The following is a 15,372-nucleotide window of genomic DNA, read 5'->3' as shown; positions in this document are numbered from 1 at the left end:
GCGGCTCACATGTGGTTGACTTCATCGGGCAGCCGATAGAACGTCGGGTGGCGATAGATCTTGTCGGCCATCGGGTCAAACAGCATCGGCTTGTCGTCAGGTTCGCTGGCGGTGATGGCAGCCGACGGCACCACCCAGATCGAGACGCCTTCCTGCCGGCGCGTGTAGACATCGCGCGCCATCTGCAGCGCCTGCTTGGCGTCCACGGCGTGCAGGCTGCCGCAATGCTTGTGCTCCAGGCCCTGCTTGCTGCGGATGAACACTTCCCACAGCGGCCATTCGTGTTGATGCATTGTGGGTTCCTTCCGGTTCAGGCAGCTTGTTGATTGGCGGCAGCGCGTTCGGCCTGCTTGCGCGCGTAGGCCAGCGCGGCTTCGCGCACCCACTCGCCTTCTTCGTGTGCGCGCTTGCGGGTGGCAAGGCGCTCGCGGTTGCACGGGCCGTGACCATCGAGCACGCGCTTGAATTCGGACCAATCGAGCGGCGAGAAATCGTAATGGCCGCGCGCTTCGTTCCACGTGAGGCCGGGGTCGGGCAGCGTCACGCCAAGCACGCGCGCCTGCTCGACGGTGGCGTCGACAAAACGCTGCCGCAGATCGTCGTTCGAGATGCGCTTGATGCCCCAGGCCATGGTCTGCGCGCTATTAGGCGATGCGGTATCGGGCGGCCCGAACATCATCAGCACTGGAAACCACCAGCGGTTGACGGCTTCCTGGACCATGTCGCGCTGCGCCTGCGTGCCGCCCATCATCGTCAGCAACGATTCATAGCCCTGGCGCTGGTGAAACGACTCTTCCTTGCAGATGCGGATCATGGCGCGCGCATACGGGCCGTAAGAGCAACGGCACAGCGGCACCTGGTTCATGATGGCCGCGCCATCGACCAGCCAGCCGATCACACCCACGTCTGCCCAGGACAGCGTCGGGTAATTGAAGATCGACGAATATTTCGCGCGGCCCTCGTGCAGCGCGTCGATCATCTCGTCGCGCGAGCTGCCGAGCGTTTCAGCGGCGGAATAGAGATAGAGGCCGTGGCCCGCTTCGTCCTGCACCTTGGCCAGGAGGATGGCCTTGCGCTTGAGCGACGGCGCCCGGCTGATCCAATTGCCCTCGGGCAGCATGCCGACCACCTCGGAGTGCGCGTGCTGCGAAATCTGCCGCAGCAGCGTCTTGCGGTACGGCGCCGGCATCCAGTCCTGCGGCTCGATCTTGTGGTCAGCCCCGATGCGTGCATCGAAGCGCGCCTGCAAATCGGCTTCGCCTTGAGAGGCGGCAGCCAGTTCCTGCTCCGTGGGCAGACCGCCGGGCTGGTCGAGGCTTTGGGTGTACATGCGATCCTCCGGCCGCTGGCGCGGCATGTGCACGGCACGTCATGCGCACCGTGTTTTGGATGGATCGATTATAAACCGTCCGACCGGTCGGTCAATAACGGTTTTTACCGCAAGCCTCGTGTGAGGCATGCGGTGCGCCCTGCTCCTCGGGTTCCTTTTCTGTGACTCAGATTGGCGCTGCCGACGAAGCTTCGCCCTGCCCGGCCCCTTGCGTGCGCGTGCGCACAAACACGCCCGCCAGCACCGAACCCAGCACGGCGGCAACCGCCCCCAGCAGGAACGCGAGGTGATACCCGCCATTGAGTGCCGTCGTGGCATCGGCCCCTGCCGCAGCCAGACCTTCGGTGCGCGCGGCAGCCAGACTTGCCAGGATGGCCAGGCCCAACGCGCCGCCCATCATGAACGACGTGTTGACCACGCCCGACGCCAGGCCCGATTCATCGGGCGCCACATCGCTCATGGCGGCCAGCAGCACCGGGTTGAACGCCACACCGGCGCCCAAGCCCAGCAAGAGCATGCCGGGCAGCACGTCGAGCACAAAGCTGCCGCCCGCGGGCGCGCGTGCAAACAGCACTAGCCCAATGCCTGCCACCAGCAAACCGATCGACAGCGGCGCGCGAATGCCGAAGCGCATCACCAGCTTGGCCGACAACCCCAGCGAGAACACCGCCATGATGATGTTGGCGGGCAGGAAGGCCAGCCCCACCTGCATCGCGCTGTAGTCGAGCACACGCTGCATGTACAGCGCCGAGATGAAGAACCATGCGAACATCGCCGCCGCCCACAGCACGCCCACCACGTTGGCCGTGGCCACGTTGCGCAGCGCGAACATACGCAGCGGCATCAGCGGATGCGACACGCGCGATTCGATGACCAGGAACGCGATCATCAACGCAATGGCAATGCCCAGCTGCGTGAGCGTCTGCGTCGATGTCCAACCGGCTTCGTTGCCGTGCACGACGGCGTACACCGCGAGCATCAGCGATGCGGTCACAGCAATCGCGCCTGCCACGTCCAGTTTTGTGCGATCGGCCAACGGCTTGCCCACCGGCAGCAACGCCACGCAGGCGGCGTACACCGCCACGCCAATCGGCAGGTTGACCAGGAAGATCCAGTGCCAGCTCAACGTGCTCGTCAGCAGGCCACCGAGCAACACCCCGATGCTGCCGCCGCCCGCACAGACAAAGCCGTAGATGCCCATTGCCTTGGCGCGGTCCGCCGGCGAGGTGAACAGATTCATGATCAGCGACAGCGACACCGCCGACACCACCGCGCCGCCCAGCCCCTGCACGGCGCGCGCCGTAATGAGCAGCCCTTGCGAATTCGCCAGCCCGCATGCGGCCGATGCCAGCGTGAACAGCGTCAGCCCCAGCAGGAACAGCTTGCGATGCCCGAACAGATCACCCAATCGGCCGCCCAGCAACAGACAGCCGCCAAACGTGAGCATGTAGGCGTTGACCACCCATACGAGCGAGGTTTCGGTAAAGCCCAGGTCTGCCTGGATGGACGGCAGCGCAACGTTCACGATGGTCGTATCCAGCACGATCATCAGCACGCCCAGGCAGAGCACGATGAGGGCAAGCCAACGCTTGCGTTCGTCGATGCCATGCGTCATGGAATCACTCCTATGCTTGGCTGCTGCGCCTGAATGTGGCTCAGGACTGCGCCGCCGATTTGAGGTTGGCGAGACCGGCTTCAAAGTCCTTGCCGATCATCGCGTCCATACTGAAAAACAGGCCCATCACCTTGGAGATGAACGGGCTCGGGCCGTACATGGCCCAGGTCACGTGGGTGCCGTCGCCGGCAGGCTTCAGCGTGAATTCCGCCGTGTTGTGCGCTTCGAACGGCTTCAGGAAATCCAGCTGAATCTGGATGCGGCTGGGCGATGCTGCATCGACGATCTCCATGCGCCCTGCGCCAACTTCCCGCGAGCCATCCCACGCATAGTTCGCGCCTTTGCCACTGACCGGCCCGCCATAGGTTCGCTTCATCGCCGGGTCACGCTTCTCCCACGGAGACCACGCCGTCCAGCGGTGGAAATCGTCGATCAAGGCAAACACCTTTTCAGGCGGCGCCTTGATGTCGATCTCGCGTTGCACGCGGAAGGTGTCCGGACGCGTGGCAGCAAAACCCAGCACAGCGACGATCGCAACGACGATGACGATCGCAATGATCTTCAGCATGAAGAACGCTCCAAAAGATGGGGCAGCAGGTGAATAGACGCCTTTGCGCGGGCCATGCAAAGGGTCGCGGCGAGAACAGCCGATCGTCACCCGGGGGGTGGTTTCGTTGATATTGGTAAGGCCCCGGTGACCGCGCAGTCTAGCACCGGGCCACGGCCCTGCGCCAAGGCAGGCCGACTACGAGTTTGCGTAGAACGGCCACCGCGCGGCGGCCGTTTTCATACGCGCGGCCATTACATCGGCTTGGGCGCGATCACCATCCACGTGATGCCAAAACGATCGGTCACCATGCCGAATGCGTGGGCGAAAAACGTTTCGGACATCGGCATCGTGACATGGCCGCCGTCGCCGAGCGCCTTGAAGGTACGCTCGGCAGCGGCGTTGTCGGCCACGCTCACGGACAACCCGAAACCCTTGAAATCCGTCTTGCCGCCAGCCATGCCGTCGGATGCCAGGATCTGGGTTTCGCCCACGCGGAAGGCGGCGTGCATGACCTTGTCGAGCGGAGGTGCCATGCCGCCGCATTGCTCCGCCGTGGGCTGCGCGTCCTTGGGCGCGTCCTTGTAGTGCATCACCACGTCGACCTTGGCGCTGAGCGTCTTCTTGTAAAACTCCAGCGCCTCTTCACAACGACCTTCGAAGAACAGATACGGTTGAACTTGCATCACAACTCCTTGAGGTGGACTTGGGGGACTGCAAAGCCGCGCACCGGGCAACTTGAACGCGCGGTTGGGGAAAGCGTTTGCTCGCCTTTCACTGAACTCAACTGCAAGCGGTCTCGGGTACCGGCATGGGAACCGAGGCGTGTTCGTGAACCACCAGCCAGCGCCCATCGATCTTGCGAAAGCACACGGTGGCGCGCGTTTGCGCATCGTGCTTTGCACCGTCCCGATACCGCGCACGCAGGCGATTCACGCTGAAGCAATAGGCCAGGTCGCCGCTCACCTCGAGGTGCAGTTCGACAAACTGGAAATCCGCCTGACCCTCCAGCGCATCGAACCAACCCTGCCAGTGACGGCGATACGCCTCTGCGCCTTTCACAAACAACGGCGGCATGACATCAAAGACCACCACGTCCGGCGCGTAGTGACGCATCACGGCATCAATGTCCTTGGCGCGCACAGCTTCTGCCCACGCTTCAATCAGGCTGCGCAGCTGCGATGCATCGCCCGCGGCCTCGCTCGCGTTTGTCATATCGACCTCCTGAAAGTGCTTGGCATCCTGCGTGACAGCACCTACTGTTGATTTGTGAACACTGTCCACAAACGATAGCAGACATAATGGACAGTGTCCACATCGCTTTTGCGGAGTTTCATCGCATGACTCAGGAACCACCCCGCCCGCCCGTGCGCGCAACGTATCGCCATGGCGACTTGCGGCGCGCGCTGCTTGACGCAGGCATTGAGCTGGCACGTGCCGGCGGGCCGGACGCCATCGTGTTGCGCGAGGCCACGCGCCGTGCCGGTGTCGCGCCAAATGCCGCCTACCGCCACTTCGCGGGGCGGCTCGATTTGCTGCAGGGGGTACGCGCAGCGTCACTCGCGGCGCTCGCACGCGCCATGGAGGCCGAACTGAATGCCATCGACCCCACGTGGCCGGCCGACGCACAGGCGCGCGCTTCACTGCGGGCCATCGGTGTGGGTTATCTGCGTTTTGCGCAAATGGAGACCGGCTTGTTCCGCACTGCCTTCGCCGTCCCGGACGAGGTGGAGAACGACGCCGACCCCGCCAAGGCAGGCGACAGCGGGCTCAACCCGTTCCAGCTGCTGAGCCTCGCGCTGGATCGCATGACCGCCGCAGGCGTGTTGCCTGCCGAGCGCCGCCCCGGCGCCGAATATCTCGCCTGGTCTGCCGTGCATGGGCTCGCGTTGCTCATCATCGACGGCCCCCTGCGCAGCCGCCCGCCGGAGCAAACCGGCGCCATCGCCTTGCGCGTGGTCGAAATGGTGGAGAACGGCCTCTAAAGCGCGCCATGTGCGTGCAGCGTCTGACGACATGCGCAACGCTTCGTTTGCCAGCGCAAGCTTCAATGCAACGATGACAGCCTCGCTGCACCCGCTCACCCGGCCGGTGCATGCCCCATCAACCGGAGTGACCCTCCGCGACGAGGATGTCAGCATGACCCAAGCCCATCTCGAAACAATAGCCACCGGCCACACGCGCTACGGCGCCGCGCTGGAAAAAGACCTGTTCGACCGCGTTGCCGCCGTGCATGCGCCGCACCTGCCGCCCGCGCGCACGGAACCGCCGCGCGACGCACAGACGGCGGAAGAACTCGAAGGCGTGATCGACTACGCGGTGTGGAACGCCGCCCACGACCTGTTCATCGTGCAACTGGCGAGCGCGGGATTGGACCGGCTGTTTCGCGACACGCCCGACTTTCAGCTCGCGCTGTCGCGCCAGATTGGCGATGACGGCTTTCACGCAGTGGCCTCGCGCGAGCGTATTCGCGTGCTGTCCGGACATGACCAGATCGAACGCATCACGCGGGATGTGCGCCACCACTGGGATGTCCTTGGCGACTACCCGCTGACAAGCCAGGCCGCGTTTCTCGCGTGGGAATTCCACTACGAGCATCACATCCTCGCGCGGCTGCAGGTCAACCGGCGCACGTCGCGCGTGCTCGATGTTGCCAACCGCGACTTTGCCGAGAACCGCATCATGCCGGACGAGGAGGTGCACCGCATCCTCATCACCGAGTGGTGGCACGACCGGCTCGACGCCGCGTCGGATGGCGAGCGCGAACAGCTCGTAGGCGAAGTGCTGGAAGCCGACGACAGGCTGCAAGTGCTGCTCGGTGATTACCTGCGCGAATCGTGGGCGCTGAACGAACGCGCCGCCGGCATCGACACGCGCAACTACGTACCGCTGTACGACGCATGGCGGCGCGAGATTCTGGGCGTATTGCTGCAACGCCCCGCCGACACCCTGCCCGCCCTCACCAGCCTCGCCAGCTGACCGCGATGTCCAAGAAACCGATCCTGCTCAACGCGTTCAACATGAACTGCGTGGGCCACATCAACCACGGCCTGTGGACCCATCCGCGCGATACATCGGCCGACTACCGCAAGCTCAGCTATTGGACGGACCTCGCCAGGCTGCTTGAACGCGGCTTGTTCGACGGTCTGTTCATCGCCGATATCGTTGGCGTGTACGACGTGTATCAGCAGTCTGCCGACCTGACGCTGCGCGAGTCGATCCAACTGCCGGTGAATGATCCGCTGATGCTGGTGTCGGCCATGGCGGGCGTGACGGAGCATCTCGGCTTTGGCCTGACCGTCAACCTGACCTATGAGGCGCCGTACCTGTTTGCGCGGCGGTTCTCCACGCTCGACCACCTGACCGAAGGCCGCGTCGGCTGGAACATCGTCACGGGTTATCTGGACAGCGCCGCACGCGCCATGGGCCTGCGCGAGCAGATCGCACACGACGAGCGCTACGACCGCGCGGATGAGTTTCTCGATGTGGTCTACCAGCTGTGGGAAGGCAGTTGGGAAGACGATGCGGTGCTGCGTGATCGCGCCGCACGCGTGTTTGCGCAGCCCGACAAAGTGCACCGCATCCGGCATCACGGCCGCTATTACGACGTGGAGGGCTACCACTTGAGCGAGCCGTCGCCGCAACGCACGCCGGTGCTGTTCCAGGCGGGCTCGTCCGCGCGTGGGCAGACCTTTGCCGGGCAGCATGCGGAGTGCGTGTTCCTGTCGGGCCAGAGCCAATCGGCCACACGCGATCAGGTGGCGCAGTTGCGTCAGGCTGCCGTGCAGGCCGGGCGCCGGGCGGATGACGTCAAAGTCTTCATGGGCATCACCGTCGTGGTCGACAAGACTGAAAAGCTTGCGCGCGAAAAGCTTGCCGAATACCAACGCTATGCCAGCGCGGAAGCCGGTCTTGCGCATTTCTCCGCGGGCTCCGGCGTCGACTATTCGACCTATGCGTTGGACGACCCGCTGCGTGCGGTGAAGACGAATGCGATCGAGTCATCCATCCGCCGCGCCACCGGCGGCGACACGCAGTTCACGGTGCGGCGCCTGCTCGATCAACTCGCGCTGGGGGGCCGCTACGCCACCATCGTCGGTGACCCACAGCAGGTCGCCGACGCTTTGCAGCAGTGGATGGATGTGACCGACATCGACGGCTTCAACCTGGCGCGTACGGTCACGCCGGAAAGCTACGCGGACTTCATCGACCTGGTCGTGCCGGAGCTGCAGAATCGCGGTGTCTACAAGACCGCGTATGCGCCGGGCACCTTGCGCCGCAAGCTGTTTGGTACCGATCGCTTGCCCGACGCCCACCCCGGCGCGCAACGGCGCCGGCACCCCGCACAGGAGCTGGCGGACCACCCCTGACTAAGCATTGGTCGTGGGCGCGCCCAGCATCTGCTGAAAGAGCGGAAGCAGCGCTTCGTATGTCGCCAGATAGCCGATGGAACCGGTATGGCGCGACGCGCGTGCGGCGCAGAACAGCTCGTTGCGCAAATCCACCAGCGATGCGCGCCGTCGTTCGCGCGCGGCACTGGTGCAGGCTTCAAACGAGCCGAGCTCTTCATAGCCGTTGAACGACATGGCAAAGGCGAAGACGCCCGACACGTCTGCCGGGTCGGGCAGGTCTTGCCAAGAGATGTCTTTTTTCATGATGCCCCCACTGCGCTGCCAATCCGCCTTCCGATCCCGCTTTCAGGCGGCTATCACTCGTTACTCGTTACTCGTTACTCGTTACTCGTTACTCGTTACTCGTTACTCGTTACTCGTTACTCATCACTCATCGGTCGTCACTTCCCGCACGCTGACCGCTACGTCCACCTGATGCTCGCCGCCGCCAAGGATCATGCCGCGCAGCAGTGACACGTCGCTGTAATCGCGCCCGATGGCCAGGGTGACGTGGTCCAGGTCGGCCAGCACGTCGTTGGTCGGGTCGAGATCCACCCAGCCGCTTTGCGGGCAGAACACCGACACCCACGCGTGCGAGGCATCGGCGCCAATCAGGCGCGGCTGCCCGGCCGGTGGTTCGGTCCGCAGATAGCCGCTCACATAGCGTGCGGGCAGCCCCAGCGCGCGAAGGCAGCCGATCATCACTTGCGCAAAGTCCTGGCAGACGCCCCGGCGCAGGTCAAACGCCTGCGTGGCCGGTGTATCGAAAGCGGTCGCGGTGGGCGCGTATTCAAAGTCGGCATGCAGCCGATGCATCAGGTCGATGGCGCCTGCCACGACCGGCGTGCCGGCCGCAAAGCTTGCACGTGCGTAGCGCTCCAGCTCGGGGCTCAGTGCAATGTTGGGCGAGGCAAAGCAGAACTCGGCCTCGGGATAGAACACCGAACCGGCCTGATACCGCAGGCGCTGCGCGACCGACTCCCATTCCGGCGTGGCGGCCGGGTCCAGATTGGTCCAGCGCGGTTGCAGGCGCACCGTGGTCTTGGTGGTCATGCGCAGGCTGTCGTGCGGCGTATCGAGCGAGAAATACAGCACGTCGTTGCCAAAGCCATCGACGCGGCTGGTCAGATACGAGGGCGCAGGCTCGATCTGCTCGGCGTGCTCGACCACCTCCTGCCACTGGCACGCACGCGGGCGAATGGTCGCCAGATGCTGCGCCGTCTCGACAGCCGTTGCGTAGTGATAGACCGTGCTGTGCGATACCGTCAGCAGCGCCGCGCGTGCGTCCATCAGGCCACCTGTGCGGTTGGCGTGCTGGCGTGGCTGAAGTAGCGCGCGCTGATCTCGTTGGATGCGGCGGCCACGTAGTCGCACAGCTTGTCGCACAGGGCGATGAGGTTGGCGTAGCGGCCGTCGGCATCGGCTTCGCACAGCGCCTCCAGCGACGGGAGCACATCGACCGCGGGCATCAGGTCGGCAAACGGCGGGCGGCGCTGGGCGGACATCGGGGCAGCGGCGCGTTCGATCTGCGCCAGTTTGGTCCGCAGCCGGTCGTACACGCCGTACAGCCCGCGCGGGTTGGTCGACTCCACCACCAGCAGGTCGAGCAGCGCCGGCACCTCCAGCCGCCCCGGATACAGCGACCGGTAGGTGAGCGTGCTGTCGAACAGCTGCAGCAGCAGGTCAAAACCCTCGGCGGTGGCGAGTTTGCCCTGCTCGGCAATCACGCGCAGGAACGTCGCCATGGCCCACACGCGCTCGATATGGCGGCCGGCAAACAGCAGGCGCCACGCCTCGTCACGCGTCATGCGGTCACCCTGCGCACCGCTGATGGCGGAGAGTTGCGTCGCCAGATATTCGAGCAGATCGACCAGCGCCACACGGTCGTGCGGGCCTTCGGCCGTGAGGTTGGCCAACCCATCGCGAAAATCGTTGCGCGCGGCGAGGATAGTTCTCCAATGGTCGTTCGACAGACGCCCGCGCACCTCACCCGACGAGCGCGCCTGCGCGGCCAGGCATTGCCCGATCCCGGCCGTCCCCGACTGCTCGCTCAAGCCCGCCACCAGCGCGCGCTCAAACGCGCTCGGGCTGCTGCGCGCGAACACATCGGCGCTGAAGATCAGGCCGCATTCCGCCGCCAGCTCCGTCAGCGTGCCGAACATCGTGTCGGCGTCGTTGGCCTCCAGCGAGCCGAGAATCAGGCGGCATAGGCGCACGCCGTTTTCAGCGCGCTCGCCATAGCGGCCGGACCAGAACAGGTTTTCTGCCGCGCGGCTCGACACCGTGCGGTGCTTGCGAGCAAGGTCGGCCGGCCGCATCGGCGATGGCAGCAAGGAAAAGGGCGCAGCCGGCTGCGGCTGATTCGACAACACCCAGGTATCGACGCTGCTGCCGCCCATCTGCATCGACGCCGAAGCCTGCCGCTCGGCCGCCAGGCGCGTAAAGCCGCCGGGCATGACGTGCCAGCCGCCGGCCATATCCGCAATGGCAAACACGCGCAACACGGAAGGCCGGCCCGCGAGCATGCCCGCCTCGTAGCGAGGCGTGCAGGAATACGGCAACGGGACCTGCACGGTGAAGGTGTCCGGCGCGCTGTCAATGCGTGCGCGCCAGTCGGCCAGCGATTGCGGGCCGCTTGCCATACCGGGTGGGCCGTCGGGGTAGTGTCCGGGCCAGGTTGGCAACAGCAGCCCGGCAGACAGGCGGGCCTGCGCCTCGTCGCGCGCCAATGCCTCGCCGCACCACCATGTCGGCACGCTGGGCAAGGCGAGCGGCTCGCCGAGCAGCGCCTGCGCAATCCCCGGCAAGAATCCCAGCATGGCCGGCGATTCGACAAACCCCGCGCCGGGCACATTCGACACCATCACGTTGCCTGCGCGCATCACCTGCAGCAAGCCCGGTACGCCGATGGTGGAATCGGCGCGCAGCTCCACCGGGTCGCAGAACACGTCGTCCAGGCGGCGCAGCACGGCGTGCACGCGTTCGAGGCCGTTGAAGGTCTTCAGGTAAAGCTTGTCGCCACGCACCGTCAGGTCCTTGCCCTCCACCAGGGTCACGCCCAGGTATCGCGCCAGGAAGGCGTGCTCGAAATAGGTTTCGCTGAAAGGGCCGGGCGTGAGCAGCGCAATGTGCGGCGAATCGCCGGGCTCGTCGTCGGACATGGTGGTGCGCGCGGCGGCGGCCAGCGTGCTGATCAGCTGTGAGTACGTCGGCGCCAGGCGCGTGGCACGCAACTCACGGAAGGCATCGGCAAACAGGCTCGAGACGATCAGCCGATTTTCGAGCGCATAGCCAAGGCCCGAAGGGGCTTCGGTGCGGTGGCCGACCACCATCCAGTCGCCGCTGGGCGTCCGCCCCAAGTCCACTGCCACGATGTGGAGGTACTGGCCGCCCGGCGGCGTAAAGCCGCGCACCGCACGCAGGTACCCCGGATGGCCAAACACCAGCGCGGGCGGCACCAGCCCCTGCGCGAGCAACGACTGCGGCCCGTAGGTATCCGCCACGATGGCATTGAGCAGCCGCGCGCGCTGCATCACGCCCTGCTCGATCACGGCCCAGCTGTCGTGGTCGATCAGGAAAGGCAGCAGATCGAGCGCCCACGGGCGCGGCTCGCCCTTGTCGGCGTAGACGTTGTAGCTGATGTCGTTGTCGCGCACCTGCTGTGCGACGGAGGCGCGGGCCTGTTCCAGCCCGACTAGGCCACCGATCCCCCCGTCGCGCACATGCTCGAAAAACTGCCGCCACGGTTCGCGCAACGCGCCCGTGGCGTCACGCAGCTCATCCCAGTGGCCCTCCCGCCCGGGCAACATGCGAAGGAGGGCCAGCACATCCGCGTGGGCGGCAGTGGGTTCGAGCGGCAGGGTCGACTGGTAAGACAAGATCGGCTTGGCTGGATGAAATTAGTAGCGGCGCAAATCCAGCGTAAACGGAAACTCCAGACTGCGCTCGGGCGACCGCACCTGCAGCGGTCCGGGCGTATGTCCGATGGTGAAGAAGCGCGCGCGGCGGCGGCTTTCCGCCTCGTAAGCGTTGACGGGAAACGTCTGGTAGTTGCGCCCACCCGGATGCGCCACATGATACTGGCAACCGCCCAGCGAGCGGCCAGTCCAGGTGTCGGCCAGGTCGAACGTCAGCGGCGCATGCACGCCGATGGTCGGGTGCAGCGCCGACGCCTGCGACCACGCCCGGAACCGCACCCCCGCCACCTGCTCGCTCACGCGGCCGGTTGGTTGCAATGGCAAGGGAATCCCGTTGACCGTCACGACGTGCCGGTTTTCGTTCAGGCCCAGCACGCGCACCTCGAGCCGCTCGACCGACGAATCGACGTAGCGCACCGTGCCGCCCTGGGCACCCTCCTCGCCCATGACGTGCCAGGGTTCCAGCGCCCCGCTGAGCGTGAGCGAGATCCCGCCCGTATGCAGCTCACCCACCAGCGGGAAGCGGAACGAGAAATGCGGTGCAAACCACTCGCGCTCAAAGGCGTAACCCGCTTCACGCAGATCAGCCAGCACGTCGTCGAAGTCCATCTGCACGAAGGTGCCGAGCAGGAAGCGATCGTGCAGCTCGGTGCCCCAACGCGTCAGCCGCGTGGTGTACGGCGTCTTCCAGAAGCGGGCAACCAGCGCGCGCAGCAGCAGTTGCTGCACCAGGCTCATGCGCGCGTGCGGCGGCATTTCGAAGCCGCGCAACTCCAGCAGGCCCAGGCGCCCCGTCGGGCCGTCAGGTGAATAGAGCTTGTCGATGCAGAACTCGGCGCGGTGCGTGTTGCCGGTCACGTCGATGAGGATGTTGCGCAGGATGCGGTCGATCAGCCAAGGCGGAATGTTTGTGGCGCCCAGGCGGTCCAGCTGGTGCTGCAGCTCCGCAAAGGCGATCTCCAGTTCGTACACCTGATCGTTGCGCGCTTCGTCCACGCGCGGCGCCTGGCTGGTCGGGCCGATGAACAGCCCCGAGAACAGATAGGACAGCGACGGATGGTTATGCCAGTACGCAATCAGGCTGGCCAGCAGATCGGGCCGGCGCAGGAACGGGCTGTCGGCCGGCGTGGCCCCGCCCAGCACGAAGTGGTTGCCGCCGCCGGTGCCCGTGTGGCGGCCGTCGAGCATGAACTTCTCCGTACTCAGATACGACTGGTGGGCCGATTCGTACAGGTATTCCGTATGGTCGACCAACTGTTCCCAGTTGCTGGCGGGGTGGATGTTGACCTCGATCACGCCGGGGTCGGGGGTTACCTGCAGCAGCTTCAGGCGTGGGTCGCGCGGCGGCGGATACCCTTCGACGACGACCTGCACCTGCAGCTCGGCGGCGGTCGCCTCCACTGCGGTCAGCAGGTCGAGATAGTCGTCCAACACCGTCAGCGGCGGCATGAATACGTGCAGCTGGCTGTGCCCGGAGCCGAAGGTGTCGTTCTCGACCTTGGGACCGGCGGCGCGGGCGGGGTCGCGCGCTTCCACGCACACCGCGGTGCGATGGACCCATGACGCGGATTCGCTGTGCGCCGGGATACGGGCATCTACGGCCGCGCCGGTACCGCGCGCGGCCGATGCGCCTTTGGTTGCGGCCCCGGGCGTCGCGTCGGCAGACTCACCCTGATATTGCATGCGCAATTCCGCTGCCGAGCGCAGCGGCGCACTCGGGCCGAACGGATCGTGCGCATGCTGATACGGATAGTCGCTCTTGCTGACCCACGGCAGCGAGTCGAGCGGCAGGCGATAGCCCATCGGTGAATCGCCCGGGATCAGGTACATGCGCTCATCGCGGAAGAACCACGGGCCGGTCACCCAGCGCGCGCCGGCCAGCGCGGCATCGTATTCGCGCGCCAGCGGCAGAACGTAGCCGGTGACGGCCGACAGGCCCGCGTCGAACACGCGGCGCAGGCGCACGCGTTCCAGCTCATCGTCGAGCCGCGAATCAAACGGATCGACATTCACGGGCAGGCGCCGCTCGCGCCAGAGGTAGTACCACGTGTCTTCGTAGCCGGCCTGGATGCATTGTTCGTCCACCGACAGCTTGCGCGCCAGATGATGCAGAAAGCGCTGCGCATCGGCAGAGGTGTAGCGGCCGGGCTCGCGCTCGTCGGCAAACAGCGTTGGATCGTTCCAGCAGGGCTGGCCGTCGGTACGCCAGTAGAGCGACAGCGCCCAGCGCGGCAGTTGCTCGCCCGGGTACCACTTGCCCTGGCCGATATGCAGGAAGCCGTTGGCGCCGTAGCGCTGCCGCAGCTTGTCCATGAGCCCCACGGCGTAGCTGCGCTTGGTGGGGCCGAGGGCATCGGTGTTCCACTCGGCGGCATCGCGGTCGCGCACGGCCACGAAGGTGGGCTCGCCGCCCATGGTCAGGCGCACGTCCATGGCGTCGAGTTCGGCATCCACCTTTGCACCCATGCGAACGACATCGGCCCAGTGCGCCTCGGTGTAGGGCTTGGTCACGCGCGGGGCTTCCAGCACGCGCGTGATCGACATCGTGTGCTCGAATTCGACCTCGCATTCGTCCACCGCGCCCGAGATGGGCGCCGCGCTGCCGGGTTCCGGCGTGCAGGCCACGGGAATATGCCCCTCGCCCGCCAGCAGGCCGGAGGTGGGGTCAAAGCCGATCCAGCCGGCGCCCGGCAGGTAGACCTCGCACCAGGCGTGCAGGTCGGTGAAATCGACCTCGGTGCCGCTGGGGCCATCGACGGCCTTCACGTCGGGCGTGAGCTGCAGCAGGTAGCCGGACACAAAGCGCGCCGCCAGCCCCAGTTGCCGCAGCGTCTGCACCATCAGCCAGCCCGTATCGCGGCACGAGCCGGAGCCCAGCGACAGCGTCTCTTCCGGCGTCTGCACCCCGGGCTCCATGCGGATCAGGTAGCGGATGTCGTGCTGCAGGCGCTGGTTCAGCCCCACCAGAAAATCGATCGTGCGGCGCGGCGTGCGGTCGATGCTGGCAACAAACGCGGCAAAGTTCGGCGTCATCTCGCGCTTGACGAGGTACGGCGCCAGCTCGGCAGCCAGGTCGTCGGCGTAGCTGAAAGGGAACGACTCCGCCTCGGGCGCCAGGAAGAAATCGAACGGGTTGTAGACCGCCATCTCGGCGACCAGGTCGATGGTGACCTTGAACTCGCGCGTCTTGTGCGGAAACACCAGCCGCGCCTGGTAATTGGCAAACGCGTCCTGCTGCCAGTTGATGAAATGCTCGGCCGGCTCCACCCGCATCGAATACGAATGGATGGGCGTGCGGCAGTGCGGCGCCGGCCGCAGGCGCACCACCTGCGGCGACAGCTCGACGAGCCGGTCATAGCGATAATGGGTAACGTGGTTCAGCGCGACTCGGATCGACACACGGACTCCTCGGTGGCTCGTAATGGCGTGCCGGCGCGGTGCCGGCGGGCGGTTCAAGCAAGGTTCATGCCGTTTGTGCGGCATACCCGGCTCGGAACGACGGGCCATCGTGCCACGCGTGCACGGCCGTGCGTATGACACGCCGATGCGGTACAACGCTTGCTGGACAGCTG

The 15,372-nt window shown here is 65.7% G+C and carries 13 protein-coding genes; 3 read left to right on the top strand and 10 right to left on the bottom strand.

Going from position 1 to position 15,372, the window contains the following annotated elements; translation table 11 throughout:
* Positions 1–5 precede the first annotated feature (5 nt).
* From paaB to R2676_RS12145, 6 genes are all read right to left on the bottom strand, one after another.
* Positions 6–293 (bottom strand): 1,2-phenylacetyl-CoA epoxidase subunit PaaB, encoded by a 288-nt coding sequence (gene paaB / locus R2676_RS12170; protein WP_004635034.1) that lies wholly within the window; start codon positions 291–293, stop codon positions 6–8.
* A gap of 17 nt (positions 294–310) precedes the next feature.
* The gene (paaA, locus tag R2676_RS12165; RefSeq protein WP_004635036.1) at positions 311–1,330 is read right to left on the bottom strand and encodes a 1,2-phenylacetyl-CoA epoxidase subunit PaaA; all 1,020 of its coding nucleotides are present in this window, start codon (positions 1,328–1,330) and stop codon (positions 311–313) included.
* 166 nt (positions 1,331–1,496) lie between these two features.
* Positions 1,497–2,945 (bottom strand): DHA2 family efflux MFS transporter permease subunit, encoded by a 1,449-nt coding sequence (locus R2676_RS12160; protein WP_206274792.1) that lies wholly within the window; start codon positions 2,943–2,945, stop codon positions 1,497–1,499.
* 40 nt (positions 2,946–2,985) lie between these two features.
* A complete protein-coding gene (locus R2676_RS12155; protein WP_206274791.1) occupies positions 2,986–3,513 on the bottom strand; it encodes an SRPBCC family protein in 528 nt (175 codons plus the stop codon).
* A 233-nt stretch (positions 3,514–3,746) separates the two neighbouring features.
* Complete coding sequence (locus R2676_RS12150; RefSeq protein ID WP_009239862.1) at positions 3,747–4,178, bottom strand: VOC family protein; 432 nt, start codon at positions 4,176–4,178, stop codon at positions 3,747–3,749.
* 97 nt (positions 4,179–4,275) lie between these two features.
* Positions 4,276–4,707, bottom strand: coding sequence for a YybH family protein (locus tag R2676_RS12145; protein ID WP_027680042.1), 432 nt, complete (start codon positions 4,705–4,707; stop codon positions 4,276–4,278).
* A 125-nt stretch (positions 4,708–4,832) separates the two neighbouring features.
* Between R2676_RS12145 and R2676_RS12140 the strand changes: the two genes are divergently transcribed.
* The 3 genes from R2676_RS12140 (at position 4,833) to R2676_RS12130 (ending at position 7,862) form a co-directional block, all read left to right on the top strand.
* A complete protein-coding gene (locus R2676_RS12140) occupies positions 4,833–5,477 on the top strand; it encodes a TetR/AcrR family transcriptional regulator (protein ID WP_182594742.1) in 645 nt (214 codons plus the stop codon).
* Between the two features lie 154 nt (positions 5,478–5,631).
* Positions 5,632–6,471, top strand: coding sequence for a hypothetical protein (locus R2676_RS12135; protein ID WP_206274790.1), 840 nt, complete (start codon positions 5,632–5,634; stop codon positions 6,469–6,471).
* 5 nt (positions 6,472–6,476) lie between these two features.
* Complete coding sequence (locus R2676_RS12130; protein ID WP_102065267.1) at positions 6,477–7,862, top strand: LLM class flavin-dependent oxidoreductase; 1,386 nt, start codon at positions 6,477–6,479, stop codon at positions 7,860–7,862.
* Here the strand turns inward: R2676_RS12130 and R2676_RS12125 are convergent, their stop codons facing one another.
* The 4 genes from R2676_RS12125 to R2676_RS12110 form a co-directional block, all read right to left on the bottom strand.
* Positions 7,863–8,147 carry a hypothetical protein gene (locus tag R2676_RS12125; RefSeq protein WP_027680038.1) on the bottom strand — a complete coding sequence of 95 codons (285 nt, stop codon included), beginning with the start codon at positions 8,145–8,147 and terminating at the stop codon, positions 7,863–7,865.
* 123 nt (positions 8,148–8,270) lie between these two features.
* Entirely contained in the window at positions 8,271–9,173 is a 903-nt protein-coding gene (locus R2676_RS12120) for a transglutaminase family protein (protein WP_206274789.1), read from the bottom strand.
* Positions 9,173–11,761, bottom strand: a complete 2,589-nt coding sequence (locus R2676_RS12115) for a circularly permuted type 2 ATP-grasp protein (protein ID WP_206274788.1) — start codon at positions 11,759–11,761, stop codon at positions 9,173–9,175. Before R2676_RS12115 ends, R2676_RS12120 begins: the two co-directional genes overlap by 1 nt.
* Positions 11,762–11,782: 21 nt before the next feature.
* Complete coding sequence (locus R2676_RS12110; protein WP_206274880.1) at positions 11,783–15,199, bottom strand: transglutaminase family protein; 3,417 nt, start codon at positions 15,197–15,199, stop codon at positions 11,783–11,785.
* Positions 15,200–15,372 lie beyond the last annotated feature (173 nt).

It is taken from the genome of Ralstonia flatus, assembly GCF_958439105.1.
In the GTDB taxonomy this organism is placed as follows: Bacteria; Pseudomonadota; Gammaproteobacteria; order Burkholderiales; family Burkholderiaceae; genus Ralstonia; species Ralstonia flatus.
This window is presented reverse-complemented; position numbering and strand designations above follow the sequence as displayed.

What these genes read in the sequence shown, in the direction of transcription:
- R2676_RS12155 (WP_206274791.1), bottom strand. Translation starts at nt 3,513, where the DNA reads ATGCTGAAGATCATTGCGATCGTCATCGTCGTTGCGATCGTCGCTGTG.
- R2676_RS12160 (WP_206274792.1), bottom strand. Translation starts at nt 2,945, where the DNA reads ATGACGCATGGCATCGACGAACGCAAGCGTTGGCTTGCCCTCATCGTG.
- R2676_RS12125 (WP_027680038.1), bottom strand. Translation starts at nt 8,147, where the DNA reads ATGAAAAAAGACATCTCTTGGCAAGACCTGCCCGACCCGGCAGACGTG.
- paaB (WP_004635034.1), bottom strand. Translation starts at nt 293, where the DNA reads ATGCATCAACACGAATGGCCGCTGTGGGAAGTGTTCATCCGCAGCAAG.
- R2676_RS12150 (WP_009239862.1), bottom strand. Translation starts at nt 4,178, where the DNA reads ATGCAAGTTCAACCGTATCTGTTCTTCGAAGGTCGTTGTGAAGAGGCG.
- paaA (WP_004635036.1), bottom strand. Translation starts at nt 1,330, where the DNA reads ATGTACACCCAAAGCCTCGACCAGCCCGGCGGTCTGCCCACGGAGCAG.
- R2676_RS12145 (WP_027680042.1), bottom strand. Translation starts at nt 4,707, where the DNA reads ATGACAAACGCGAGCGAGGCCGCGGGCGATGCATCGCAGCTGCGCAGC.
- R2676_RS12140 (WP_182594742.1), top strand. Translation starts at nt 4,833, where the DNA reads ATGACTCAGGAACCACCCCGCCCGCCCGTGCGCGCAACGTATCGCCAT.
- R2676_RS12120 (WP_206274789.1), bottom strand. Translation starts at nt 9,173, where the DNA reads ATGGACGCACGCGCGGCGCTGCTGACGGTATCGCACAGCACGGTCTAT.
- R2676_RS12135 (WP_206274790.1), top strand. Translation starts at nt 5,632, where the DNA reads ATGACCCAAGCCCATCTCGAAACAATAGCCACCGGCCACACGCGCTAC.
- R2676_RS12130 (WP_102065267.1), top strand. Translation starts at nt 6,477, where the DNA reads ATGTCCAAGAAACCGATCCTGCTCAACGCGTTCAACATGAACTGCGTG.